The sequence below is a fragment of the Cryptosporangium sp. NPDC051539 genome, assembly GCF_044454545.1.
Taxonomy (GTDB): domain Bacteria; phylum Actinomycetota; class Actinomycetes; order Mycobacteriales; family Cryptosporangiaceae; genus Cryptosporangium.
The window spans coordinates 12,181-33,519 of sequence record NZ_JBITDV010000026.1 but is presented as its reverse complement, the minus strand read 5'-3'; the positions used below and the strand labels follow the sequence as shown (position 1 = coordinate 33,519).

24 protein-coding genes and 1 tRNA gene are annotated in these 21,339 nt (G+C 69.6%); 14 read left to right on the top strand and 11 right to left on the bottom strand.

Annotated features, from left to right (window positions below):
• Positions 1-245: 245 nt before the first annotated feature.
• The gene (locus ACIBZJ_RS42760) at positions 246-515 is read left to right on the top strand and encodes a type II toxin-antitoxin system prevent-host-death family antitoxin (RefSeq protein ID WP_395939350.1); all 270 of its coding nucleotides are present in this window, start codon (positions 246-248) and stop codon (positions 513-515) included.
• On the top strand, positions 505-963 hold the full coding sequence (locus tag ACIBZJ_RS42755; protein ID WP_395939349.1) for a type II toxin-antitoxin system VapC family toxin: 459 nt from the start codon (positions 505-507) through the stop codon (positions 961-963). Before ACIBZJ_RS42760 ends, ACIBZJ_RS42755 begins: the two co-directional genes overlap by 11 nt.
• A 288-nt stretch (positions 964-1,251) precedes the next feature.
• On the opposite strand, the gene ACIBZJ_RS42750 is transcribed toward ACIBZJ_RS42755, so the two are convergent.
• The 4 genes from ACIBZJ_RS42750 to ACIBZJ_RS42735 form a co-directional block, all read right to left on the bottom strand.
• A complete protein-coding gene (locus ACIBZJ_RS42750) occupies positions 1,252-1,782 on the bottom strand; it encodes a DUF6036 family nucleotidyltransferase (protein ID WP_395939348.1) in 531 nt (176 codons plus the stop codon).
• Positions 1,779-2,177, bottom strand: a complete 399-nt coding sequence (locus ACIBZJ_RS42745; protein ID WP_395939347.1) for a hypothetical protein — start codon at positions 2,175-2,177, stop codon at positions 1,779-1,781. The genes ACIBZJ_RS42750 and ACIBZJ_RS42745 overlap by 4 nt, the downstream gene beginning before the upstream one ends.
• Positions 2,178-3,088: 911 nt before the next feature.
• A tRNA-Ile gene (locus ACIBZJ_RS42740) sits at positions 3,089-3,165 on the bottom strand.
• A gap of 82 nt (positions 3,166-3,247) precedes the next feature.
• A complete protein-coding gene (locus tag ACIBZJ_RS42735; protein WP_395939346.1) occupies positions 3,248-4,399 on the bottom strand; it encodes a hypothetical protein in 1,152 nt (383 codons plus the stop codon).
• 105 nt (positions 4,400-4,504) lie between these two features.
• On the opposite strand from ACIBZJ_RS42735, the gene ACIBZJ_RS42730 reads away from it, so the two are divergent.
• Positions 4,505-5,287 (top strand): SDR family NAD(P)-dependent oxidoreductase, encoded by a 783-nt coding sequence (locus ACIBZJ_RS42730; RefSeq protein ID WP_395939345.1) that lies wholly within the window; start codon positions 4,505-4,507, stop codon positions 5,285-5,287.
• Between the two features lie 106 nt (positions 5,288-5,393).
• Here the strand turns inward: ACIBZJ_RS42730 and ACIBZJ_RS42725 are convergent, their stop codons facing one another.
• Positions 5,394-5,702: a hypothetical protein gene (locus tag ACIBZJ_RS42725; RefSeq protein ID WP_395939344.1), complete on the bottom strand. Its 309-nt coding sequence runs from the start codon at positions 5,700-5,702 to the stop codon at positions 5,394-5,396.
• On the opposite strand from ACIBZJ_RS42725, the gene ACIBZJ_RS42720 reads away from it, so the two are divergent.
• Together ACIBZJ_RS42720 and ACIBZJ_RS42715 are read left to right on the top strand one after the other, a co-directional pair.
• Positions 5,694-6,818, top strand: a complete 1,125-nt coding sequence (locus tag ACIBZJ_RS42720) for a hypothetical protein (RefSeq protein WP_395939343.1) — start codon at positions 5,694-5,696, stop codon at positions 6,816-6,818. The two genes, ACIBZJ_RS42725 and ACIBZJ_RS42720, sit on opposite strands and share 9 nt — an antisense overlap.
• Positions 6,815-7,591 (top strand): PASTA domain-containing protein, encoded by a 777-nt coding sequence (locus tag ACIBZJ_RS42715; protein ID WP_395939342.1) that lies wholly within the window; start codon positions 6,815-6,817, stop codon positions 7,589-7,591. Before ACIBZJ_RS42720 ends, ACIBZJ_RS42715 begins: the two co-directional genes overlap by 4 nt.
• Here the strand turns inward: ACIBZJ_RS42715 and ACIBZJ_RS42710 are convergent.
• The gene (locus ACIBZJ_RS42710) at positions 7,571-9,280 is read right to left on the bottom strand and encodes a M28 family peptidase (protein WP_395939341.1); all 1,710 of its coding nucleotides are present in this window, start codon (positions 9,278-9,280) and stop codon (positions 7,571-7,573) included. The genes ACIBZJ_RS42715 and ACIBZJ_RS42710 overlap by 21 nt on opposite strands.
• 118 nt (positions 9,281-9,398) lie before the next feature.
• Positions 9,399-11,024: a M28 family peptidase gene (locus tag ACIBZJ_RS42705; protein WP_395939340.1), complete on the bottom strand. Its 1,626-nt coding sequence runs from the start codon at positions 11,022-11,024 to the stop codon at positions 9,399-9,401.
• A 141-nt stretch (positions 11,025-11,165) separates the two neighbouring features.
• On the opposite strand from ACIBZJ_RS42705, the gene ACIBZJ_RS42700 reads away from it, so the two are divergent.
• A complete protein-coding gene (locus ACIBZJ_RS42700) occupies positions 11,166-11,579 on the top strand; it encodes a hypothetical protein (RefSeq protein WP_395939339.1) in 414 nt (137 codons plus the stop codon).
• Positions 11,580-11,618: 39 nt separating this feature from the next.
• On the opposite strand, the gene glyA is transcribed toward ACIBZJ_RS42700, so the two are convergent.
• Positions 11,619-12,887: a serine hydroxymethyltransferase gene (glyA, locus tag ACIBZJ_RS42695; protein WP_395939338.1), complete on the bottom strand. Its 1,269-nt coding sequence runs from the start codon at positions 12,885-12,887 to the stop codon at positions 11,619-11,621.
• 308 nt (positions 12,888-13,195) lie between these two features.
• Here glyA and ACIBZJ_RS42690 point away from each other — a divergent pair, with 308 nt between their 5' ends.
• The 5 genes from ACIBZJ_RS42690 (at position 13,196) to ACIBZJ_RS42670 (ending at position 17,165) form a co-directional block, all read left to right on the top strand.
• Entirely contained in the window at positions 13,196-13,963 is a 768-nt protein-coding gene (locus ACIBZJ_RS42690) for a CoA transferase subunit A (protein ID WP_395939351.1), read from the top strand.
• A 2-nt stretch (positions 13,964-13,965) separates the two neighbouring features.
• Complete coding sequence (locus ACIBZJ_RS42685; RefSeq protein ID WP_395939337.1) at positions 13,966-14,607, top strand: CoA transferase subunit B; 642 nt, start codon at positions 13,966-13,968, stop codon at positions 14,605-14,607.
• Positions 14,608-14,880: 273 nt separating this feature from the next.
• Positions 14,881-15,318 carry an Lsr2 family protein gene (locus tag ACIBZJ_RS42680; RefSeq protein ID WP_395939336.1) on the top strand — a complete coding sequence of 146 codons (438 nt, stop codon included), beginning with the start codon at positions 14,881-14,883 and terminating at the stop codon, positions 15,316-15,318.
• Positions 15,319-15,664: 346 nt separating this feature from the next.
• Positions 15,665-15,994: a PadR family transcriptional regulator gene (locus ACIBZJ_RS42675; protein ID WP_395939335.1), complete on the top strand. Its 330-nt coding sequence runs from the start codon at positions 15,665-15,667 to the stop codon at positions 15,992-15,994.
• 76 nt (positions 15,995-16,070) lie between these two features.
• A complete protein-coding gene (locus tag ACIBZJ_RS42670; protein ID WP_395939334.1) occupies positions 16,071-17,165 on the top strand; it encodes an HAAS signaling domain-containing protein in 1,095 nt (364 codons plus the stop codon).
• Positions 17,166-17,301: 136 nt separating this feature from the next.
• On the opposite strand, the gene ACIBZJ_RS42665 is transcribed toward ACIBZJ_RS42670, so the two are convergent.
• Entirely contained in the window at positions 17,302-17,685 is a 384-nt protein-coding gene (locus ACIBZJ_RS42665; protein WP_395939333.1) for a VOC family protein, read from the bottom strand.
• A gap of 79 nt (positions 17,686-17,764) precedes the next feature.
• On the opposite strand from ACIBZJ_RS42665, the gene ACIBZJ_RS42660 reads away from it, so the two are divergent.
• Positions 17,765-18,517 carry a TetR/AcrR family transcriptional regulator gene (locus ACIBZJ_RS42660; protein WP_395939332.1) on the top strand — a complete coding sequence of 251 codons (753 nt, stop codon included), beginning with the start codon at positions 17,765-17,767 and terminating at the stop codon, positions 18,515-18,517.
• On the opposite strand, the gene ACIBZJ_RS42655 is transcribed toward ACIBZJ_RS42660, so the two are convergent.
• A complete protein-coding gene (locus tag ACIBZJ_RS42655) occupies positions 18,494-18,838 on the bottom strand; it encodes a nucleotide pyrophosphohydrolase (RefSeq protein ID WP_395939331.1) in 345 nt (114 codons plus the stop codon). The two genes, ACIBZJ_RS42660 and ACIBZJ_RS42655, sit on opposite strands and share 24 nt — an antisense overlap.
• A 71-nt stretch (positions 18,839-18,909) precedes the next feature.
• On the opposite strand from ACIBZJ_RS42655, the gene ACIBZJ_RS42650 reads away from it, so the two are divergent.
• Entirely contained in the window at positions 18,910-19,281 is a 372-nt protein-coding gene (locus ACIBZJ_RS42650; RefSeq protein ID WP_395939330.1) for a response regulator transcription factor, read from the top strand.
• A 51-nt stretch (positions 19,282-19,332) separates the two neighbouring features.
• Here the strand turns inward: ACIBZJ_RS42650 and ACIBZJ_RS42645 are convergent, their stop codons facing one another.
• Positions 19,333-20,985, bottom strand: a complete 1,653-nt coding sequence (locus ACIBZJ_RS42645; protein WP_395939329.1) for a hypothetical protein — start codon at positions 20,983-20,985, stop codon at positions 19,333-19,335.
• Between the two features lie 153 nt (positions 20,986-21,138).
• On the opposite strand from ACIBZJ_RS42645, the gene ACIBZJ_RS42640 reads away from it, so the two are divergent.
• Positions 21,139-21,339: hypothetical protein (locus ACIBZJ_RS42640; protein ID WP_395939328.1), on the top strand; the 201-nt coding region annotated here is incomplete at its 3' end.

Genomic DNA, 21,339 nt, shown 5'->3' with positions numbered 1-21,339 from the left:
TCCGACAACCGCTCACCGACGACCTTTACCTGACCCGCACGTGGCACGACCTGACCAACGACCGAATTAGACCTAAGTTACCGGTATTGAGGCTAAGCGGGAACGGTGCCAGACGACAGCCCATCCGGGCGACGTCGCACGCAAGGGCCCGCAGCGCCCCCTACCGGGCCAAGGTCTCGCCGCTAGGCCAACCGACGGTGTGCTACCGCGTAGCACGCCGTGCCGCAGCCGCGTACGATCGACTCATGGCCGCTCAACCGGAGATCACCCAGCGCGATCTACGCAACAGATCGAAGGAAATCATGGACGCCGTGCAGGCGGGCCAGGCCTTCACGGTCACCCGCGACGGACAGGAAATCGGAGAGCTGGTCCCCTTGCGGCGCCGGCGGCGCTTCGTCCCGCGCGCCGAGTTCACCGCCATGTCCAGGAGCGCCCCCGACCTGTCGATCCAAGCCTTCCGAGCCGACCAGGACGCCACAGCCGAGCACGGTCTGGACGATCCGTATGACCCATGACCATACGCAGGGGCTCATCGACACGAACATCATGATCCTTCGCCGATGGATCAACCCGGACGAACTTCCAGCCGAAATGGCGATCAGCGCGATCACGTTGGCAGAGCTATCCGCCGGCCCCCACGAAGTTCGCCGTAATGACGAGCAGAGCGATTACGACGAATTTGCCGAACGAGCCCGACGAATGGACGTCCTCCAGCGGGCCGAGAACGAATTCGACCCGATCCCTTTCGATGCCGAGGCCGCTCGCATCTACGGACGCCTCTGTGCAGCTGTCGTCAGCATCGGACGGAAACCTCGGCGGCGAGTCGCCGATTTGATGATCGCATCGACCGCCGTAGCGGAAGGCCTTCCGCTCTTCACCACCAATCCTGACGACTACCGAGGCCTCGACGAAGTTCTCACCGTGGTAGCCGTCACGCGGCCCTCCACGCCGAACGTCACCTGAAGGCCGCAGTCCCGAATCTGTCGGCACCGAATCCCATCCTGCACGACCGCTATGCGGCCAGGCGGACCTCCGGCGCGGCCAGTCCTGCCCGGATCCAGCGTATTGCCTGGTGGTGGGGCGGGTGGGGCTCGAACCCACGACCAAGGGATTATGAGGACTAACGGGTGTAGCGCTGTGCCGACCAGCGAAGACGCAGGTCGGCGGGCACCGTAGAGCGTCGAATACTCTGCTGTAACGTCAGGGCCCGAATCCATTTAGGGCCGGAGCGCTAACGAGTCGATGCGCCGGTCACTCGTCGCCGAAGACGTCCTCAAGGATTCGGTGCGCCCTCGGTGGCACTTCCTCATCGGGGAAGACCTCAGCGCACACGACCAGAACCTGCTCGACATCAGCCAAGTCGAGGTGCTTGACCAAGAAGCGGATGTCATCAACATCCCTGCGTCTGGCCGCGAGCACCTTCATGGCCAAGAGATGCTCCGGAGAAGCCGCAGCCACCCTCAGGCCAGGGTGATCGAAGACCCTCGCCGCATTGGGGTCACCGCCGGGCGCGACATAGCTGCTCGCCTGCTCGTTCAGCCACCAGTGGGGAAGACCGAGCTCATCCGCTACCGCCCGTGCCTCGTCCAGAACGACTCCGTGCGGCTGGAACACCGCGTCGATATCGCGGGTCGACCGGCGGGCGTCGTACGCCAGCGCCATCGCGGCGCCGCCGAAGATGTACAGGTCGGCAATCACACCGCGGCGCGCGAGCCGGTCGCCAAGACGCCGGAACGCATCCTCGATCGACGCACGGTCGAGAAACGAGTCACCGCCGCTCACGCGACTTCAAGCTCCTGCGCCGCGACGAAGACGCCCCTACGCCGAAACGCCGCCGGCGCGTGCACCACAGCGTCGACCCTGGCCGCCCGAGTGTTGAACGGAAACCAGAACGTGCGCAACGACCGCTCTTCCGCCCAGGCCGGCCCCCCGCGCCCGTCCCTTGCGGCCAGATGCTCAGCCAACGCGGCTAGGAACACGTCCCAGTGCTCATCGCCAGTCGGAGCAGGCTCCTCCGCGAGCAGGCGAGGCCGGACACCAGCCGGCTCCCAGCGGTACTCCTCCAAGAACTCCGCCACCCAACGCCAGCGCTCGGAGTCGTCACTCGATGCCAAGCCGACGCCTAGCCGGGCTAGCGTCATCGGCTCGTAGGGGCGGACCGCTGCATTGTCCTGCACGAGGTAGAGGATAGCCCACCCCATAGCTCCGCTTCCTCACCAATCCGACGCCACACCCAATCAGCACACACCTTCCCCCTTTTAAGACAGAACCCTCTAGCGATGAAGAAACCTCACATCGAAGTAACATAACCCCGAATGGATTTCTTTGCCTGAAACTCCCAGGATATGCACCCGAGCTCTATAGCACGAATGGCCTACTATGGAGAGAGTGGCCACCCTCGGGGAAGAATAAGTGATGAATGAGAACGCCTCCAAGAGGAAGGGAATTGCCGAGCTGGGCCCGGCTTGGATTTCGGCAATTGCAGCCCTTCTCGCGACGACGATAGCCGCAGCAAGCTTCGTTGCAGGTAGAAATACGGCGCGCCCGGATAGCGCCACGGAACCAACCGGCGGACAGCAAACGAGCAGCGAAAAGCTAGCCAATCCATCTCGCAGTGGCGGCCAACCCTCGCAAAGTACACCCCTGCGGGACGGCACCCAACTCGCCGCCTACACTGTGGATCTAACGAACGGATATGGTCTAAGTTTCGCAGATCCCGGGAGCCGACCGGCTGAAAGCGAAAGCGGTGTCGCCCAAGACATCACCAACATCGGCGGCGTCTACAACGCAGAGGCGAATGGAACATTCGCGACCGTAGACTCGACCTCTCCGTCATATCTGCAGTGCAGCAAAAGCACTCGCTTTCGGACTTGGATTCAGCCGGATTCACCCGGCGAGAGTTTTTGCTACATTGGCCACGGCCTAGTCGTTAGGATCCGCGTCACTAAGATCGTGATCTCTGAGTACCAAACATTAGATATTACAATCTGGAGCGGTCAACTTAGGTAGTGGACGCCGTACGCGAGACGACAGACGGTTCCAGACCCTGACGTTCGCCTTTCGGCACACGGCACTGACGCGTTACGGTTGGTGGGGCGGGTGGGGCTCGAACCCACGACCAAGGGATTATGAGTCCCCTGCTCTAACCAACTGAGCTACCGCCCCCGACCACGGCAGATTAGCGCCCACCCGCGCACACCGAGGCACGCCCCTCCGGACTGTCTGCCCTCCGACACTCAGCGTGCGACTACGTGGATTTCGGGGTACGGCCTCGCCTCGGCTTGGGCGCCGCCTCCGCCGCCTCCGCCGCCTCCGCCTCCCCGGCGTCCGACGACGACCCCGACGACGACGACGCCGGGTCCGACGGCTCAACCGGCGTCGGCGCCGGCGGGCTCGCACGCGGCGGCGCCAGCGGCGGCAGCTCCGGGGCACTGACGACCGACGCCGTTCCAATCGGCGCAGGCGTCTCGGACGCGGACACCGACGACGACCGGACGTCGTCCAACGCCTCGGCCACTCGCGACCGGCCACCGACCACAGCCGTCCTGCCCACCGGCATCGGCATCGGCATCGGCTCAGCCGATGACGACCCCACAGACGACGACCCAGAAGACGACGACCGGCGCGCGCGGCCGAAGCGGCGCCCGCGCGGCTCCTCGTCCGACGGCGCGGGCGGCGCCGAGACCGGCCTGGGCACCACCGGCGGCGCGAAGGCCGCGGCGGTCAGGTCGATCGGACGGGTGTCGAAAGACCGGTACCCCAGCACGTACCGCACCGAGATCGCCACGAAGAACGACCCCTTGCCGATCTTGCGCAACGCCTCGGGATACCTGGCCACGAAATACCCCGCCGCGGCCGTCGCCACCGCGGAGTGTCCCCAGACGACCAGCGCGGTGCCCGGCAGACCCGTCTCGTGGGGCGACAAACGGACGAGGAACGCGAAGGTCTCGTCGTCGGTCCGCTCGAACACGCGGCCGCCGCAGCGGTACGACAGCCGCCCGGTCTCCGGGTCGGTCAGCACCTCGAACCCGGGGCAGTACGCCTTGAGGAAGGTCGCGCTCACCTGGTTGCCCGACGGGCCACCGATCGCGATCACGTCCAGCGGCGAGTTCTCGGTCGAGTCGCCACTGCGCGTGACGACCGGCACGGTGCCGAGGCGGTTGCAGGCCTCCAGGACGTGCGCTAGCCCGATCGCGTCGTACGTCGTCAGCAGGCCGGACGGATGCCCCTGTTCGGCCCAGGGATAGACCGGCGTCACCACCGACGCGGTCTCCGTGCCGATCAGCCAGCGTAAGGCGCGTTTCCGGTACCTGCGCCGCACCGCGAGGTAGATCTCCACCAGCAGCACGGCGAGCACGCTGGACACGACCCCCGCGACGAGTTCCTCGGCGATCGCCATGAGCACAGAGTATCGGCGGTCCGCGGCAAAGCCCATATCCCCGTCAATCACGTCATCTGACCCACGAATCGAAACCCTCCACGAGGCCAAGTACCGTGACAAAACATGGACCTCGGGCTCGATGGCGCACGCGCAGTGATCACCGGCGGCAGCCGCGGCCTCGGGCTGGCGATCGCCGACTCCCTGGCGGCGGAAGGCGCCTGGGTCGGGCTGATCGCCCGCGGCCCCGACGGCCTGGCCGACGCCGCCGACAAGATCGGACGCCACGGCCGCCCGGTCGTCACGGTGGTCGCCGACGTGAGCGATGCCGAGGCCGTGAAGACCGCGGTCGACGAGGTCGCCGAAGCGCTCGGCGGCCTCGACCGGGTCGTCGCCAACGTCGGTGGCACGGTCGGTCCCGGGAACCTCCGCACCAGCTCCATTGACGACTTCCTCGACACGTACGCGCTCAACGCCGGGCACGCGGCGGCCGCCACGAAGGCCGCGCTCCCCCACCTCGAGCAGGCCGGCGGCGGGTCGGTGCTGTTCGTGGCCTCGGTGAACGGCACGAAGCCCGCTCCGCGGACGGCCTACTCGGCGGCCAAGGCCGGTGAGATCCACCTGGCCGCGACGCTCGCGCTCGAGCTCGCTCCGCTGCGCATCCGGGTGAACTCGATCAGCCCGGGCTCGATCCTGTTCGAGGGCGGCAGCTGGGAGGGGTTCAAGGCGCGCGACCCCGAGGTGTTCGAGCACTTCCGCGCGACCGAGTTCCCGTTCGGACGGCTCGGGCACCCGGAGGAGATCGGCGACGTCGCCGCGTTCCTGCTCTCCGACCGGGCCTCCTGGATCACCGGCGCCAACATCGTCGTCGACGGCGGCCAAGGCCGCCCGAGCGCCCGCTCCTTCTGACCCGCCAACCCCGCCAACCCGCGCTGAACCCGCCAACCCCGCCAACCCGCGCTGAACCCGCCAACCCCGCCAACCCGCGCTGAACCCGCCGACCCCGCCCGCTCCTTCAAAAGAAACCGCCGCCGAAAAGGACCCCCGGCGCACTCAGTGCTTCCACGGATGTGACGCCCACCCCGCCTCGATAGCGTCCACGGCAAAGACGCGAATCGAAAGCGGTCACGCCATGAACCTGATCGGCATAGCGGCGGGCGTCCTCGTGGTCATCGCGATCATCGGAATCGCCATAGCGCAGCAACGGCACCGTTCCCAGCCCCGAGCGGTCAGCGTCGAAGCTCCCGTTCTCGAAAGCTTCCGTGTCGTCGCGCTCGGCGCCCAGGAAACCGGCAAGACGGTATTCCTCGCGAGCATGTTCCACAGCCTGCGCACCGAGCTGGAAAACGGCAACTTCCGTCTCCACACCGATCTCCAGTCCTCGACCGAGCTCACCGGGATCTACGAGCGCTTACGCGACCCATCCTCCACCTGGCCGCCCGGCACGATGCTCGGCAACACCCGCAGTTTCGACTTCTCCTGCATCGGCTCCTACGAGGACCGCGAATATCCGATCCTCAAATTCGAGTACCTCGACTACGCCGGCGAACTCCTGACCGGCGTCCAGGTTCCTTCCGACGGACTCAATCAGCGCGAACACGGCCAGGTCGATCTCCAGACGCGAGTCGAACGGGCCCACGCGATCTTCGGCATCATCGACGGCCAGCGCGTCATCGAATACCTCGACAACGAGCCCCGCGGCATCGTCTACATCGAGAACCGCATCCTGCCGATGGTCGACATGATGCGCAGTGCGCTCTGCCCCGCACACTTCATCCTCACCAAGTGGGACCTGTTCGACGACGACAACGACGAGAACTCGCGCCTCCAGCGGATCCGCGACGACGTCCTGCTCAAACAACCGGCGATCCGGAACATGGTCAACTTCCGGCGCGCCAACCAGCGGATCGTGCGGCTGCTCCCGGTGAGCGCGATCGGCCGCTACTTCGCGACGGTCGACGACGAGGGCCGGATGATCAAGCGCCCGAACGGCCGGCTCCAGCCGGTCAACGTCGAGATGCCGTTCTGCGCGGTCCTGCCGGATCTCTACGCGCAGATCCAGGTCCGGCTGGACCAGGAGACCGAGCAGCAGATCCGCGCGCAGGCCCGCCGTCTCTCCCGCCTGTCGATCGCCGAGACCGCGTCCGCGGTCGGGAAGTTCCTGGCCCGGCCGGCCGGCGTCGCGGTCCGCACGGCGGCCGAGATCGCGATCGGCCGCAACGCGTTCAGCGCCGGGGTCGCCGACATCTTCGTCGAGTGGATCGGCAAGCCGTTCGACCGGCGGATGGAGCGCGTAGACGCGATCGTGCAGGACGCGCAGGAGCAGGCGGAGGAGGCCCGGCTCGCGCGCAGCCTCGTGCTCGAGGAATTCCGCGACAAGATGACCGCGCTCAAGGTCACGCTCCCGGCGTCCGACCTGACCGCACGGAACCTCCGGTGACCGCGTCCGGCTGGGTGTTCCTGATCGGCCGGGGCCGGGAGCTCGGCTACCGGCTGCTGATGGCACCCGACTTCCTGGTCCACTCCGGCGAGAGCGGACAACTGCTCGGCGTGGTCCGCAGCGAGGACGAGACCGTGCGGCCGGCGGTGGCTCGGCTCGACGACCTGTGCGTGGCCTATCACGTCCGCGGTATCCGCGGCCCCGACGGCAGCCCGGCGCTCGACGGCTCCGGGCGTCCGCTCGTCGTCGGGTTCGGGTTCGTCGCCCGGGGCGGGGCGATCATCGACCTGGACGAGCGCGACCTCGACCACGCCTGGGAAGTCGCCCGCTCCACCTACCAGCGGTTCTCCGACGACGAGCTGAACTTCGCCGGGGTGCCGACCACGCCGTTCCCGCTGCGTTCCACGATCGCGCCGCCCGAACCGGCCGGGAAGCCCCGAGCCACGCAGCCCCGGCCCCCGGCCCGTCCGAGCATCCTCACCGTCGGCGTGCTCGGCGCCGCCGTCGTCCTGGCCTCGGGGATGGTGCTGACCCAGTGCTCGCCCGACGTCCGCACCCGGATCGAGGTGCCCAGCCTCGTCGGGATGACGATCACCGACGCGCAGGACGACCTGCGTGACGCCGGCCTCGCGCCGGCGCTGAAGCCGCTCAGCGGCACCGGTTGCGAGGGCAACCTCGTCCTGGATCAGACGCCGGAGGACGGCGTCGAGGTCGACGCCAGCACCACGGTCACGCTGACGATCTGCGCACCGTCAGGGAGCCGGGCTCGATGACGCGCCGGCCACGTCCGACAGGTCGTACGCGTACCGTCCGACCGCGGTCGCGATCGCATCGCTGATCAGGTCGAGCGGCACCACGTTGACGTTGCCGACCAGCCGGCTGCCGTAGGCCTTGCGCAGCTTCCGGTACGCCTCCGGATGTGCCGTGGGCGGCGTCAGCGCGTCGCAGGCCTGGTGGTAGCAGGGGTCGTAGTCGACGCCGGACACACCGCCGAACTTCGCGACCTCGGCCGCCGTCTTCGTCCCCTCCGCCCCGGTGTCCATTCCGCCGACCGGAATGCCCCGGTCGGCGAACGACGCGTAGTCCGACCGGCCGTCGAGGCCGCTCGGCGTCGACTTCTGCCCGCGATCGGCGAGGAACTCCCGGAAGAACTTCTCGATCCGCGCCGACCCCGCCGGTCCGCGGGACGCTCCGGTCTGCTTGGCCGAGTCGTCGCCGTCGTAGACGCCGAGGTTGTAGTTCGGCGACGCGATCATGTCGAAGTTGAGGTACAGCGCGATCGCGCGCCGCTGCGCCGCCGTCAGCTTCTCGAGGTAGTGCGCCGACCCGAGCAGGCCGAATTCCTCCGCGCCCCACCAGGCGAACCGCACGGAGTTGGCCGGCCGCGCGCTGCGTGCCAGCTCGGCGTAGCGCAGCGCGACCTCCAGCACCGCGGCGCTCCCGCTGCCGTTGTCGTTGATCCCCGGCCCCTCCGGGACCGAGTCCAGGTGCGCACCGACCATGACGGTCCGGCCACCGCTGCGCGGCAGCTCCGCGATCAGGTTCTCGGTGGTGCGGCTCTGCGCCACCGTGTCCGTCGTGATGCGGACGCGTGCCCGCGCGGACTTCGCGAGCTCGGCGCCGACCGCGTACGACACGGAGATCGCCGGGACGGTCACCGCGGACTGGAGCGTGCCGCCGAACGCGTCGAACTGGTCCTTGTTCTTCGCGGGGGTGCCGGTCCCCTGGTTGAAAATGATCACGGCGGACGCGTGCGCCGCGATCGCGTTGCGGACCTTCTCGCGGAACTCGCAGGTCCCCCGCTGCAGCAGCGCGACCGAGCCGCGCGGGAAGTGCGCGAAGTCGGCGGTCTCACAGCCGCTGGTCGAGTGGCGCGGGGGCCGGAGGTCGACGTCGACCGCCACGACCGGCGCCTCGACCGTGCCGGAGCCCGCGTAGCTCAGGATCTGGAAGTCGCCTGGCGAGCGGTACGTCTTCGCCCCCCGCTGGAACGTCGTCGGGTGGCGCTCCTCGAAGTACGGGTAGTCGAAGCGCTGGCGGGTGACCCGGTAGCCCGCGCCGCGGAGCTGCTTCCCGACGTAGGCGACGCTGCGGGGATAGCCCTGGCCGGGGCCACTCATCCGGGTGTGGCCGGACGAGTCGGCGACGTTCTGGAAGGCGCGCAGGTGCGAGAGGACGCCGTCCACTGTCACCTGCGCCGCCAGCGCCCGTCCGGCCGAGAGTCCCCGCTCGGCCGCGCCGCGGTCGGCACCGGGTGCCCTGACCGCGGGACGCCGAACCGGCGTCGTCGCCGGGGCCTGGGGGGCGGGCCGGACGGCCGCGGGCGCCTCGCCGGCGGGTTCGCGGGCCGGCCGGGGCTGGTCCGCGGCGGCGGTCATCTGGTTGGCGGCCAGGCCGACGAGCCCAGTCAGCGCAAGCGCGGCCATCACCCGCAGGAATCGGGGCTGGGAGCGGGCGACCATGAAAAATCTCCCCGGGAAGACGTCAATAAGTCCCGGATCAGGAGATTAGTCGCATTTTCCCCAGGCACCGGCACCCGCTTCCCCGACGCGCCGAGCGCGCCGGGGAGCGGGTCCGGCGTCAGGCGGTCGGGATCGGACCCCGCTGGCCCCCGCCGCCCGTCGAAGCCGACGCCGGAGCGGTGTCGCCCGGCGCGGACACCCCGGTGGTGTCGAACGACAGGCGCGCCACCGCGTCGGCGATCGCGTCCACGTTCAGATCGAGCGCGAACACGTTCAGGTTGCCGACGATCTTCTTGCCGTACGCCGCGACGATCTTCTGGTAGACGGCGGCGTCCGCACCGGTTCGTGCGAACCCGTCGCAGGCCTGGTGGTAACACGGGTCGTACGCGAGGCCCGGCACCCCGCCGAACGCGGCTACTTCCTCCGCGGTCTTGATGCCTTCGGCGCCGGTGAACAGGCCACCGGACGGGATTCCGATGCCCTCGGCGATGAACGGGCCGTAGTCAGAACGTCCGTCGAATTCGGTGTCGATGGCTTTCTGACCGCGGCTCGTGAGATACGTCCGGAAGATCTTCTCGAGCGCGCCCGACCCCGCCGGGGGTGCACCCGTGCCGGTGGAGTTGTCGCCGTCGTAGACCGCGAGCACGTAGTTCGGCGAGCCGATCATGTCGAAGTTCAGGTACAGCCCGATGTCCGCGACCTGCGCCGGGGTCAACCCGTCGACGTAGTGCTGGGACCCGAGCGTGCCACCCTCCTCCGCTCCCCACCAGGCGAACCGGACCTTGTTCACGGGCTTCGCGGACCGGGCCAGCGGCGCGTACTTGAGCGCGACCTCGAGCAGTCCGGCGCTGCCGGTGCCGTTGTCGTTGATGCCGGGACCTTCCGGCACCGAGTCGAGGTGCGCACCGGCCATCACGACGTTGTCCGCGCGTCCGCCGGGCGTCTCGGCGATCACGTTCTGCGTGGTGCGGGTCTCCGAGAGCGTGTCGGTCTCGATCTTCACGACCGTGTTCGTCGTGCCGGCCAGCTGGGCGCCGAGCGCGTACGGGACCGAGATCGCCGGGACCGGCACCGGACCGCCGAGGTTGCCCTCGAACAGCTCGTACCGGTCGGCGTTGTCGGCCTCGGTGCCGTTGCCCTGGTTGAACACGATGACGCCGACGGCACCGGCCGCGGCGGCGTTGTTCACTTTGACCCCGAAGTCACACGTGCCGCGCTGCACCAGCGCGACGTTGCCCCGCGGGAAGCTCGCGAAGTCGGCGGCTTCGCAGCCGCTCGTCGAGGCGCGCGGCGGCGTCAGGTTGACGTCGACCGCGGTGACCGTGCCCTGCGCGGTGCCGTCGGCGGAGAACGAGAGCGTGGCGAAGTCGGTGCCGTTGACGTAGGTCGTCGCAGTGGGGCTCACCTGCGAGAACTTCGACGGCGACAGCTCCTGGAAGAACGGGAACTCGAAGTTCTGCCGGGTGACCCGGTACCCGGCGTGCTTGAGTTTCGCCGCGACGTAGTCGGCGCTCTGGTTGAAACCGGGGGTGCCGGACGCGCGGGTGCCGTGGTTGGCGTCGGCGATCCGCTGGAACTTGCGGAGGTGCGTGAGCACTCCGCCGACGTTCACCGCGGAGGTCAGTTTCTTCGACGCGGCGGCGCCGGACTGGGCTGGGGTCGGTGGACCGGCGACGGCCGGTGTGCCGACCGCCAGCCCGAGCAGGACGGCGACGGCAACGGATAACGAACGGCGAGAAAGCATCAGCAACGCCTCCGGGGTGACCGGGTCAGGGGTTGGGCCTTGGGGGTCGGGGCAAGAACTTAGCCGCATCTCGGGCACTTACGGGACCAAACTGGAAGTTCTTGTTAATTGCCCTCGGGACGGTCCGCTAGGTTCGGGCGGGTGCCCGGGTTGACGCCGACGCCGGCGGAGATCAGCCTCCGCCGGGCGAGCCTCGCGCTGATCACGCTGGGCCTCCTCGACGTTCTGCCGGGTCTGGTGCTGCTCTGCGCCCAGCCGTTCTCGTACGGACGGCAGCGGCCGGCCGGCGAACAGCTCGCAGCACTGGCCGGGATCTCGTTGGCGCTGGTCAGCCTGCCACTGGGGGCGGTCATCCTGGCCGGTGGCATCGCGCTGTTGCAGCGCCGGGCCCGGATCTTCGGGGTGATCAGCGCGACCGTCGCGCTGCTGCCGCTCTCGTGCTGGTTCGTGGCCGGCATCCCGGTCGGCATCTGGGCGATGTCGGTACTCGCCCGCGACGACGTCCGCGAACTGTTCGACGACCCGGGCCCGGTCCCGACAAGACTCGCGCGCTGAGGCGGAGCGCCCCTTCGACGCCGCCCGAGCCGTCGGTCTTCAGTAGCAGGGGTACTGCTCGGCCAGATCGGCGACGTCGTTGCGCAGGGCCACCGGATCGGCGCCCCGGATCGCCCGGACGATCAGCTCCGCCGCGGTGAACATGTCGGCCTCGGTCATCCCCTGGGTCGTCGCCGCGAGCGTTCCGAGCCGCAGGCCGGACCCGTGCTCCGGCAGACGGTGGTCGAACGGCAGCACGTGCTTGGTGAGCAGGATCCCGGCGTCCCGGCAGCGCTGCTCGGCCTCCGCACCGGTGATCCCGGCATCCCCGAGATCCACGAGCACCATGTGGTTGTCGGTGCCGTCGGCCACCAGCCGCAGCCCGGCCGCTTCCAGCCCGCAGGCCAGCGCGGACGCGTTCGTGAGCACGTTCTGCGCGTAGTCGACGAAGTCGGCGTCGGCCGCCTCGCCGAGCGCGACCGCCTTCGCGGCGACGTTGTTCATCTGCGGAGCGCCCTGCAGGAACGGGAACACCGCGTTGTCGATCCGGCGGCTCAGCGCGCGGGTGCAGAGGATCAGCCCACCGCGCGGGCCGCGCAGCGACTTGTGCGACGTGCAGGTGACGACGTCCGCGTACGGGATCGGCGAGGGCATGGCCCGGCCGGCCACCAGTCCGCTGATCTGCGCGGCGTCCACCAGGAAGTAGGCGCCGACCTCGTCGGCGATCTCGCGGAACGCGGCGAAGTCGATCAGACGGGTGTACGCGGTGGGGCCGCAGACGATCAGCTTCGGGAGGTGCTCGGCCGCGAGGTCGCGGACCTGGTCGTAGTCGATGCGCTCGTCCGAGCGCCGGACGCCGTACCCGACCGTGCGGAACCACTTGCCGGAGAAGTTCCGGCTCGAGCCGCTCGTGAAGTGACCACCGTAACGGGGCTCCATCGCCAGCACCGTGTCTCCGGGCACCAGCAGCGCGGCGAACGCGGCCAGGTTGGCCAGCGTGCCCGAGTGCGGCTGCAGGTTCGCGTGCTCGGCGCCGAACAGCTCGCGGGCGCGGGTCCGCCCGAGCTCTTCGGCCTGGTCGAGGAACTCGCACCCGCCGTAGTAGCGCCGCCCGGGGTAACCCTCGGCGTGCTTGTCGCCGAGCGTCGACCCGAGTACCGCGCGGACCGCGGGCGACGTGAAGTTCTCGCTCGCGGTGAGCTGGATCGCGTGCCTGACCCGGTCGTACTCCCCGTACAGCAGGTCGGCGATCCGCGGATCAGCCGAGCGCAACGCATCGAACGTCGCCGGTCGCGGACCGTCGGAGATCGCGGAACGCAGTGACGTCATTCGGACCACCCCCGCCCGCGTCTGTCGTAGCACCACGGTAGATCGCCGGGCAACCCGTCGGAACCCTGTCGAGGGAGCAGTAAGGGTGCGGTTCGGTGAGAGCGAAGTTGCAGGTGAGAGCGCTCGTAGAGCAGGACGGGCCGGCTCGCGGGTGGTGACGATCGCCGCGGAGGGCCGTTCCCGCGTGGCCGTTGGGCTGGAAGACTTCCCGCTGTACCCGGAGATCGTTCTCTCGCTGGTTGCTAAGCGAGACGCCGTTGCGCAATATAAGACGGTCTCGCTAGAAAATCAGGTGCTGGAGGTGCGTCATCAGCTCGGACAAAGTTGTGTCGTCGGCAGCGGAGGCGGTCGCGGACATCGCGGCCGGTGCGTCGATGGCCGTCGGCGGCTTCGGGTTGTGCGGTATTCCACACGTACTGATCGACGCGTTGCACGCGACCGGCGTCGGGGACCTGCGCGTGGTGTCGAACAACTGCGGTGTCGACGTCTGGGGGCTGGGCGTTCTGCTCAAGGATCACCGGATCTCGCGGGTGATCGGCTCCTACGTCGGCGAGAACAAGGAGTTCGCCCGGCAGTACCTGGGCGGTGAACTGGAGCTCGAGCTGACACCGCAGGGCACGCTGGCCGAGCGGCTCCGCGCCGGTGGCTCGGGCATCCCGGCGTTCTTCACGCCGGCCGGCGTCGGCACGATGATCGCGGACGGCGGGCTGCCGTGGCGCTACAACGCGGACGGCGAGGTCGAGGTGGCGTCGCCCGCGAAGGAGGTGCGGGAGTTCGGTGGCAAGGAGTACGTCCTCGAGGAGGGCATCGTCACCGATTACGCCCTGGTCCGGGCCGCGGTCGGCGACCGGCACGGCAACCTCGTCATGCACGAGTCGGCGCGGAACTTCAATCCGCTGTGCGCGATGGCAGGGCGGATCACGATCGCCGAAGTCGAAGAGCTGGTCGAGCCGGGCGTGATCCTGCCCGAACAGATCCACGTGCCGGGCGTGTACGTCCAGCGGGTGGTCGGGCCGGTCGGCACCGAGGGCAAGCAGATCGAGAAGCGCACCACTCGTCCCCGCTCGGAGGTCTGACCATGGCATTGACCCGTGAGCAACTGGCCGCGCGGGCGGCCGGAGAACTGCAGGACGGGCAGTACGTCAACCTGGGCATCGGGCTGCCGACGCTGATCCCGAACTACGTGCCGGAGGGCGTGCACGTCACCCTCCAGTCCGAGAACGGGATCCTCGGCGTCGGGCCGTACCCCTACGAGGGCGACGAGGACGCCGACCTGATCAACGCGGGCAAAGAGACCGTGACGCTGCTGCCCGGCGCCTCGTTCTTCGACTCGGCGATGTCGTTCGGGATGATCCGCGGCGGACACATCGACGTGGCGATTCTCGGCGCGATGCAGGTGTCGGCGGGTGGAGACATCGCCAACTGGGTGATCCCCGGGAAGATGATCAAGGGAATGGGCGGCGCGATGGACCTGGTCCACGGCGCGAAGCGGGTCATCGTCGTCATGGAGCACGTGGCCAAGGACGGGAGCGCGAAGATCCTGTCGGAGTGCTCGCTGCCGTTGACCGGCAAGGCGTGCGTCCAGCGAATCATCACCGACCTCGCCGTGATCGACGTGACCGAGTCGGGGCTGGAACTGGTCGAGACCGCGCCGGGCGTCACCGTGGACGAGGTGGTGGCCGCCACCGAGGCCCCCCTGAAGGTGAACATCCCCGCCTGACGCTCCGACCCGGAGCCCGCCCAGGGCGGTGCTGTCAGCGCCGTCCTGGGCGGGCCGCCACTACTTCTTCTTCTTGTTTTTCTTCTTGTCCTTCTTCTTCTTCGCCATGGCGAACCCCCGTTCGTACCGTCGGCGCCCCTCGTTGGGGCCGATCGCTCCACGATAATGCGGACAAACGGGTAGTCAACTCCCCGCTCTTGCGCGGGGCCGAGAATGCCAGCAATTTCCACCCCATTCCAAGGACTTCCCCGGCGATCATGTATTATGCCCAGCATGGCGAGGAAAGAGCTGGTCATTCTCACTGATGACCTCGATAACTCAGAAATTGATCCGTCTTCCGTTGATCGTCCGACGGTCAACTTCGGCATCGACGGCGTCGAGTACGAAATTGATTTGTCCTCCGGGAACCAGGACAAGCTCCGCGAGATCCTCGACGAGTACGTGCAGGCCGGCCGGCGCACCGGCGGCACCGTCCGCAAGGGACGGAAGCAGGCCACCAGCACCGCGACCTCGACGAGCAGCCGCGCCGAGAACGCCGCGATCCGGGAATGGGCCGAGTCCAACAACATCGACGTCAATTCGCGCGGGCGCCTGCCGAATGAGGTCATCGAGCGCTACCGCCAGCACTTCTCGGAGCAGCCCGGCGACGACGCCGGCGAGCACGCCGGCCGCCCGGCGACGAACACCGAGCAGCCCGCGTTCTCTGGCTGACCCTCGCCCGCCCGGGCCGGTTCGCACACCGCGACCGGCCCGGCTCTATCCTCTCCCGACGGTGTGCACCTCGCCTTGCACCGCAGATGTGAACCGGCTGAGAAATGTTGCGCACCGGGCCGCCGGAGTGAGTCGACGCAATTCACCAGGGACGATTCCGGCCGACCGAATCATCCACCCGGCAAGATCAGTGAATAGTTGGGTGACGGTCGCTGTCTGAGACAGCGACCGTTGTTGTATCTGCACCCCGCCCCAGCGCCCCGGCCACGACACTGGCCGCCCACGGGGATCCCCTGTTGCCGGTATAGCGCAATGCACAGTAGTCTCCCGTCCGCAGGAGGTGGACGTGGACACCACACAGTTGCTCAAGGGCGTGCTCGATCTCGCGGTCCTAGCCGTGATCAGGGACGCCGACGGTTACGGCTACGACGTGCTCCGGCGGTTGCGCGCCGCGGGGCTTGCCGACGTCGGGGACGCTTCGGTGTACGGGACGCTCCGGCGGCTCTACTCCGCCGGATGCCTGACGTCGTACGTCGTCCCCAGCGAAGAGGGGCCGCATCGCAAGTACTACGGAATCACCGACGTCGGACGGGACCAGCTCACCGAGTCGACGAAGACGTGGACCGGCTTCGCCCGGACCATGGACGACCTGTTGACCGGGGAGGCAGTGGCATGACCGAGCGCTCGCGCGAGGTGCAGCTAGCAGAGTCGCTGTGCGGTCAGGGCTGCACCGACCGTAGGGAGGAGCAGTCATGACCGCACCGACCGTCGGAACCGAGGCGGACCGCTACTTGCAGCGGGTCCGGGCCGCCCTCGCCGACTTGCCGGACGAAGAGCGCAACGAGCTGCTCGAGGATCTCTCCGCGCACCTGGCCGACGTCAGCGCGGAGACGCCGGGCACGCTCACCCAGGCGGCGCTCGTCGAACGGCTCGGGCCGCCGGAGGCGTACGCGGCCGAGTTACGGTCCGCGGCCGGGCTCGAGCCGGCACCCACCGTCGACAACTCGCCGGCGGGCCGGCTCCGCGGCCAGCTCGCGAGCGCCCGGGCGACGCTCGACGCCCTCCCCGCCTACCGGCGGTTCCGTGCGTTCCTGCCGGAGTTGCGGCCGGGCTGGTGGGTGCTGCGCGGGTTCTTCTTCGCCGCCTTCGTCTTCGCGGTGTTCGGCAGCGGCTTCGACGGGGTGCTGCCGGGCGACGGCGGCGAAGCGATGCTGTTCCTGATCTTCGTGGTGGCGGCCGCGTACGCGTCGGTCTGGCTCGGGCGCCGGACCGACCGGTTCGCGCCGTGGATCCGGGCCGCGGTGGTCGCGGGTGGCATCCTGCTCGCGATCGCCGGGATCGCGATCGTCGGCAGCCACAACTACTCCTACGAAACCTCGTACGGATACAGCCCCGGGCCGTTCGACAGCACCAATGACCTGCGGGTCTACGGGCCGGACGGGAAGCTCATCCGGGACGCGCAGGTGTTCGACCAGAACGGCAACCCGATCGTGGTGCCGGAGACCTGCTCGATCCAGACGCGGACGCGCACCGACGGCGGCGCCGCCGAGAACGTCTACCCGCGGGTGTACCCGTCGCGGACGGACGAGTACTCCGGCTGCACGCCCGACGGTGCGCCGCTCGCCGAGCAGCTCCCGGGCCTGGCCCCGGTGACCCCGGCCACCCCGTCCGGGCCTGCCCCCTCCGAGCCGGTGCCGTCCGAGTCGGCCGGCTCGGCGTCACCCGGGACGACGCCGAGCGGCTCCGCACCGGCCGGAACCCCGGCCGCGTCCAGCGCGGCCCCGACCCCCACCGGCACCCCGGCCGCGCCGCCGGCCCGGACGCCGGCCGCGAGCCCGTCCCGCTAGGTGGGCGCTCGGACGAGGCCCCGCCGGGCGCCGCGACGCCCGTCCCCACCGGGAGGGCTGAGCGGCCGCCCGGGCGGGGCCCGCGGCTCGTCCACTCGCCGGACGACGACGGTCCGGTCGTCGTCGGCGGCGGGGGTCAGCTCGGCGTGACCCAGTCGACCAATTGAACGATCACGCCGTTGGGGTCGGTGACCTGCAGAAATCGCTCGCCCCAAGGCTCTTCGGTCAGCTCGTGCGTGATCGGCACGCCCTCCGAGCGCAGACGCGCCTCCTCGCCGTTCAGATCGTCGACCACGAACGCGACGAGGACGCCCGCCGCGCGGACCTCCCGGAAATCGGCCGGCAGCGTCTCCAGCCCACGCCGCAGGTAGATGACGTTCATCGCGGCGTCGTCACGGCCGAGCGACGAGAACCCGTCGGCTGACATCTGTTCGCGGAACCCGAAGTGCTTCTGCAGGAACTGGCTGGACGCCGGGACGTCCTCGACGTTCAGCGATACCGCGGACGCGGTGACGCGCATCGCCACTCCTTCGCTCGATTGATGTCGTACGCTGTACATTATACGCCGTACGGAAACCTGGCCTGCTTGGATGGGGCCCGTGGCCCCCGAACGCAGCAGCGCCGGCGATCCGGCGCGGACCCTCGCCCTGCTCTGGCGCGACGCCGAGAGGGAGCCGGGTCCGTCACGCGGCCCGCGTCCGACGCTGACCGTCGGCCGCGTCGTCTCGGTCGCTGTCGATCTGGCGGACGCCGAGGGGCTGGCCGCCGTCACGATGCGCCGGATCGCGACCGACCTCTCGGTGGCGCCGATGACGCTCTACACGTACGTGCCGGGCAAGGCCGAGCTGATCGACCTCATGCTCGACGCGGTGTACTCGGACATGTCGCGGACGGCACCGTCCGACGGCGGGTGGCGCGCCCTGGTGACCGCGGTCGCGGCCGACAACCGGGCGCTGCACGAGCGTCACCCCTGGCTGGCCGAGGTGTCGACGAGCCGGCCGCCGCTCGGGCCCGGCGCGATGGCGAAGTACGAGTACGAGCTCGGCGCGTTCGACGACACCGGCCTCGACGACGTCACCCGCGACGCCGCGCTCACGTTCGTGCTCGGCTTCGTCGAGACCTGCGCCCGCGGCGCCGCGGCGGTGCGGACCCACGACCGGAGCGACGCGGACTGGTGGGCCGAGAACGGCCCGTTGCTGGCCCGGGTCTTCGACCCGGACCGCTATCCCCGCGCCGCGCGGATCGGCACCGCCGCCGGCGAGGCGCACGACGCCGCCTACGACGCGACCCACGCCTACGACTTCGGCCTGGCCCGCGTCCTCGACGGTCTAGGCGCGCTGATCGACGCCTGACGCGGGGAAGCGGTGTTCGTTCCGGGCCAGTTTGGCGTTGGCGGCCTCGATCAGGTCCACGTCCAGGACCCGGGCCAGCTGGACCAGGTACAGCACCACGTCGGCCAGTTCATCGCGGACGTCGGCCGCGGCCTCCTCGTCGGCCATGACCGCGGCCGACTGTTCGGGAGTGAGCCACTGGAACAGCGCGGTGAGCTCCCCGACCTCGCCGGACAGCGCCATCACGAGGTTCTTCGGCGTGTGCCAGGGCTGCCAGTCGCGGGCCGCCGCGAAGTCTGCCGTCGCCGCCGACAATGCTGCCAGTCCCGCGTCGCCGCTCATGGCCCGCAGCCTACGGCGCGCCGCCCCTGCGTCCCGAATGCGTAGTATGGGCATTTCTATGAGGGGGCGATGTGGGCAGCATCCTTGTCGTCGAGGATGAACCGGACATGCGGGACCTGATGGCGGTCAAGCTGCGCGCGGTCGGTCACCGGGTCCGTACCGCGATCACCGGCGCCGACGGGCTCGCCTCGCTGCGCGAGGATCGGCCCGACTTGGTGCTGCTCGACGTCCAGCTGCCCGACACTTCCGGGCTGGCGTTCTGCCGGACCCTGCGATCGGACGCGGAGATCCGCGACACCCTCGTCGTCATGATCTCCGCCTCCGCCTCCCCGGACGACGTCGACGCGGGGCTGGCCGCCGGTGCCGACGACTACGTCACGAAGCCGTTCGCCCCGAGTGCGCTGGTGGCACGCATCCAGGCGCTGCTCGCACCGGCTCACTAGCCGTGCCGCGTCGTCCCAGTTGGCCCAGTTGGCCCAGTTGGCCTGGTTGGCCTAGCGCCGGGGCGGTGGCGGCGGAGCGTCCGCAGAGGGAAGGTAGGGACGGCCGACCGCGGGCGGGTGGTGGAACGCGGGGTTGCGCACCGGGAAGCCGCCGTTCGGCGACAGGACCGGTGACGCCGTCGGAGGCGGGTACGAGCCGGTGGGGAACCCGGTGCCGGACGGGGCCGCCGGACGGTCACCACCACCGGGCGCGAGCGCGGGAGGGGTCGCGTGCTCGTCCACCTCGTCCAGCGCCAGCGACCGCGCCGTACGACGGTGGGCCGGGCAGAGCACACCGGTGAAGATCGCCGCGATCACCACCAGCGACGGTACCGCCGCCGCGAACGAGCCGGACGGAACGTCGAGCCGGACGTCGGACGCGAGCAACGCGGAGAGCAGCACCGCACCGATACACAGCGCCGCGACGACCGCGGCGACGAGCTTGCCCTCCCAGCCCAGGAAGCCGCCGCCCTCGGAGTCGCTGCGCAGGAGGAACACCATCACCGCACCGGCCGCGCAGATCAGCGCGAGGAACACACCGACCGCGCCGATGTTCGACAGGATGACGAACAGGGTCCGGAACGGGTCGGCGCCGCCGATCGCGAACGCGAGCAGCACGACGATCGCAACTCCGCTCTGCAGCAGCGACGCGTTCAGCGGGGCACCGTTCCGTTTCGACCGAACGGCGAACGCCGGAGGCAGCACACCGGCCGCGGCCAGCGACCGCATCGAGCGCGCGGCGGCCTGGTGCAGGACGAGCGCGGCACCGAACACCGCGACCAAGTTCGCGACGCCGAACAGTCCGGCCGGGCCCGCACCGAGGTTGTTCGTGAGGAAGTCGAAGACCGGGTCGCTGCCCTTCTCCAGGGTTCCGTCGGCGAGCGTCTGCGGCCCGAGCGCGGACGTGACGGTGAGCGCCGCGATCACGTTGGCAACCCCGGCGACGATCACCGCGACGTAGGCCGCGGTGGTGACCTGACGGCTGGTCGCGCGGAGCTCGCCGCCGAGTGCCATCGGCGTCTCGATGCCCGGGTAGGCGGTCACCGAGAAGCCGACCGCGGCGCCGATCGCGCCGGTGAACAGCGTGACCGGGTCGAGCGTGTCGGTCGAGAAGCCGCCCGGGGCCGGGTGGGCGATCGCGGTGAAATCGAACAGGAAGTGCGCGGCGACCACGACGCCCAGCACGCCGACGGTGACGATCGCGCCGGTGCGTAGCGACCGCGTGCCGAGGAAACCAACCAGCGCGACGAACGGGACGACCAGGATCACCCACGGCACGGCGTACTGGGCGTGCTCCCGGATCTGGCTCTGGAGCTCGAAGCCGATGACGCCGAAGTAGCTGATCGAGAGTGCGGCGTACGACACCGCCATCAGCACCGCGACGCCGAGCCCGAGCCGCTCCCCTAGTCCGCGGGCGACGTAGGTGTGCAGGCCGGCGGCGATGCCGGTGTGGCTCACGACCGCGGAGCTGGCCAGGCTGAACGCGATCAGCGCGACCGCCACCAGCGCGTAGATCAGGCCGAGCCCGATGACGCCGGTCGTCCCGACGGTCGTCGCGACGCCGCCGGTGACGACGGCGAGCGGGCCGGTGGCGACCGTGCCCATGACCGCCATCGCGAGGGTCGGGGGCAGGCCGCGTTCGCGCTTTTCGTGCGGGAGAGACATGGCCGTCCTGGTGGGGTCGTGGATCCGCGGGGTGGGGGGTCGGGCGGTGCGGAGCGGCTTGAGCGAAGCGGAACGGAGCGGCTGGAGCGGAGCGGCTAGAAGGGTGCGGCGAGGGGGCGGTCGTCTTGGGGTTCGAGGTGCTGGTCGGGGCGCTTGGGTCCGCTCATCCGGATCGACGCGCCGGGGACCGCGGCGCAGCGGTGGTGGCGGCGGGAGGGGAGCTCGCCGGGAAAGACCGGGGGCGGCGGAGGCCCGGACGGCGGAGGCCCGGACGGCGGAGGCCCGGACGGCGGAGGCCCGGACGGCGGAGGCCCGGACGGCGGAGGCCCGGACGGCGGAGGCCCGGACGGCGGT

Excerpts from the sequence above, each read along its gene's own strand:
- ACIBZJ_RS42670 (WP_395939334.1), top strand. The coding sequence starts at position 16,071 with ATGACCGCACCGACCGTCGGAACCGAGGCGGACCGCTACTTGCAGCGG.
- ACIBZJ_RS42735 (WP_395939346.1), bottom strand. The coding sequence starts at position 4,399 with ATGGCGATCGCCGAGGAACTCGTCGCGGGGGTCGTGTCCAGCGTGCTC.
- ACIBZJ_RS42705 (WP_395939340.1), bottom strand. The coding sequence starts at position 11,024 with ATGCTTTCTCGCCGTTCGTTATCCGTTGCCGTCGCCGTCCTGCTCGGG.
- ACIBZJ_RS42680 (WP_395939336.1), top strand. The coding sequence starts at position 14,881 with ATGGCGAGGAAAGAGCTGGTCATTCTCACTGATGACCTCGATAACTCA.
- ACIBZJ_RS42755 (WP_395939349.1), top strand. The coding sequence starts at position 505 with ATGACCCATGACCATACGCAGGGGCTCATCGACACGAACATCATGATC.
- ACIBZJ_RS42760 (WP_395939350.1), top strand. The coding sequence starts at position 246 with ATGGCCGCTCAACCGGAGATCACCCAGCGCGATCTACGCAACAGATCG.
- glyA (WP_395939338.1), bottom strand. The coding sequence starts at position 12,887 with ATGACGTCACTGCGTTCCGCGATCTCCGACGGTCCGCGACCGGCGACG.
- ACIBZJ_RS42685 (WP_395939337.1), top strand. The coding sequence starts at position 13,966 with ATGGCATTGACCCGTGAGCAACTGGCCGCGCGGGCGGCCGGAGAACTG.
- ACIBZJ_RS42710 (WP_395939341.1), bottom strand. The coding sequence starts at position 9,280 with ATGGTCGCCCGCTCCCAGCCCCGATTCCTGCGGGTGATGGCCGCGCTT.
- ACIBZJ_RS42730 (WP_395939345.1), top strand. The coding sequence starts at position 4,505 with ATGGACCTCGGGCTCGATGGCGCACGCGCAGTGATCACCGGCGGCAGC.
- ACIBZJ_RS42645 (WP_395939329.1), bottom strand. The coding sequence starts at position 20,985 with ATGTCTCTCCCGCACGAAAAGCGCGAACGCGGCCTGCCCCCGACCCTC.
- ACIBZJ_RS42720 (WP_395939343.1), top strand. The coding sequence starts at position 5,694 with ATGTTCCACAGCCTGCGCACCGAGCTGGAAAACGGCAACTTCCGTCTC.
- ACIBZJ_RS42665 (WP_395939333.1), bottom strand. The coding sequence starts at position 17,685 with ATGCGCGTCACCGCGTCCGCGGTATCGCTGAACGTCGAGGACGTCCCG.
- ACIBZJ_RS42655 (WP_395939331.1), bottom strand. The coding sequence starts at position 18,838 with ATGAGCGGCGACGCGGGACTGGCAGCATTGTCGGCGGCGACGGCAGAC.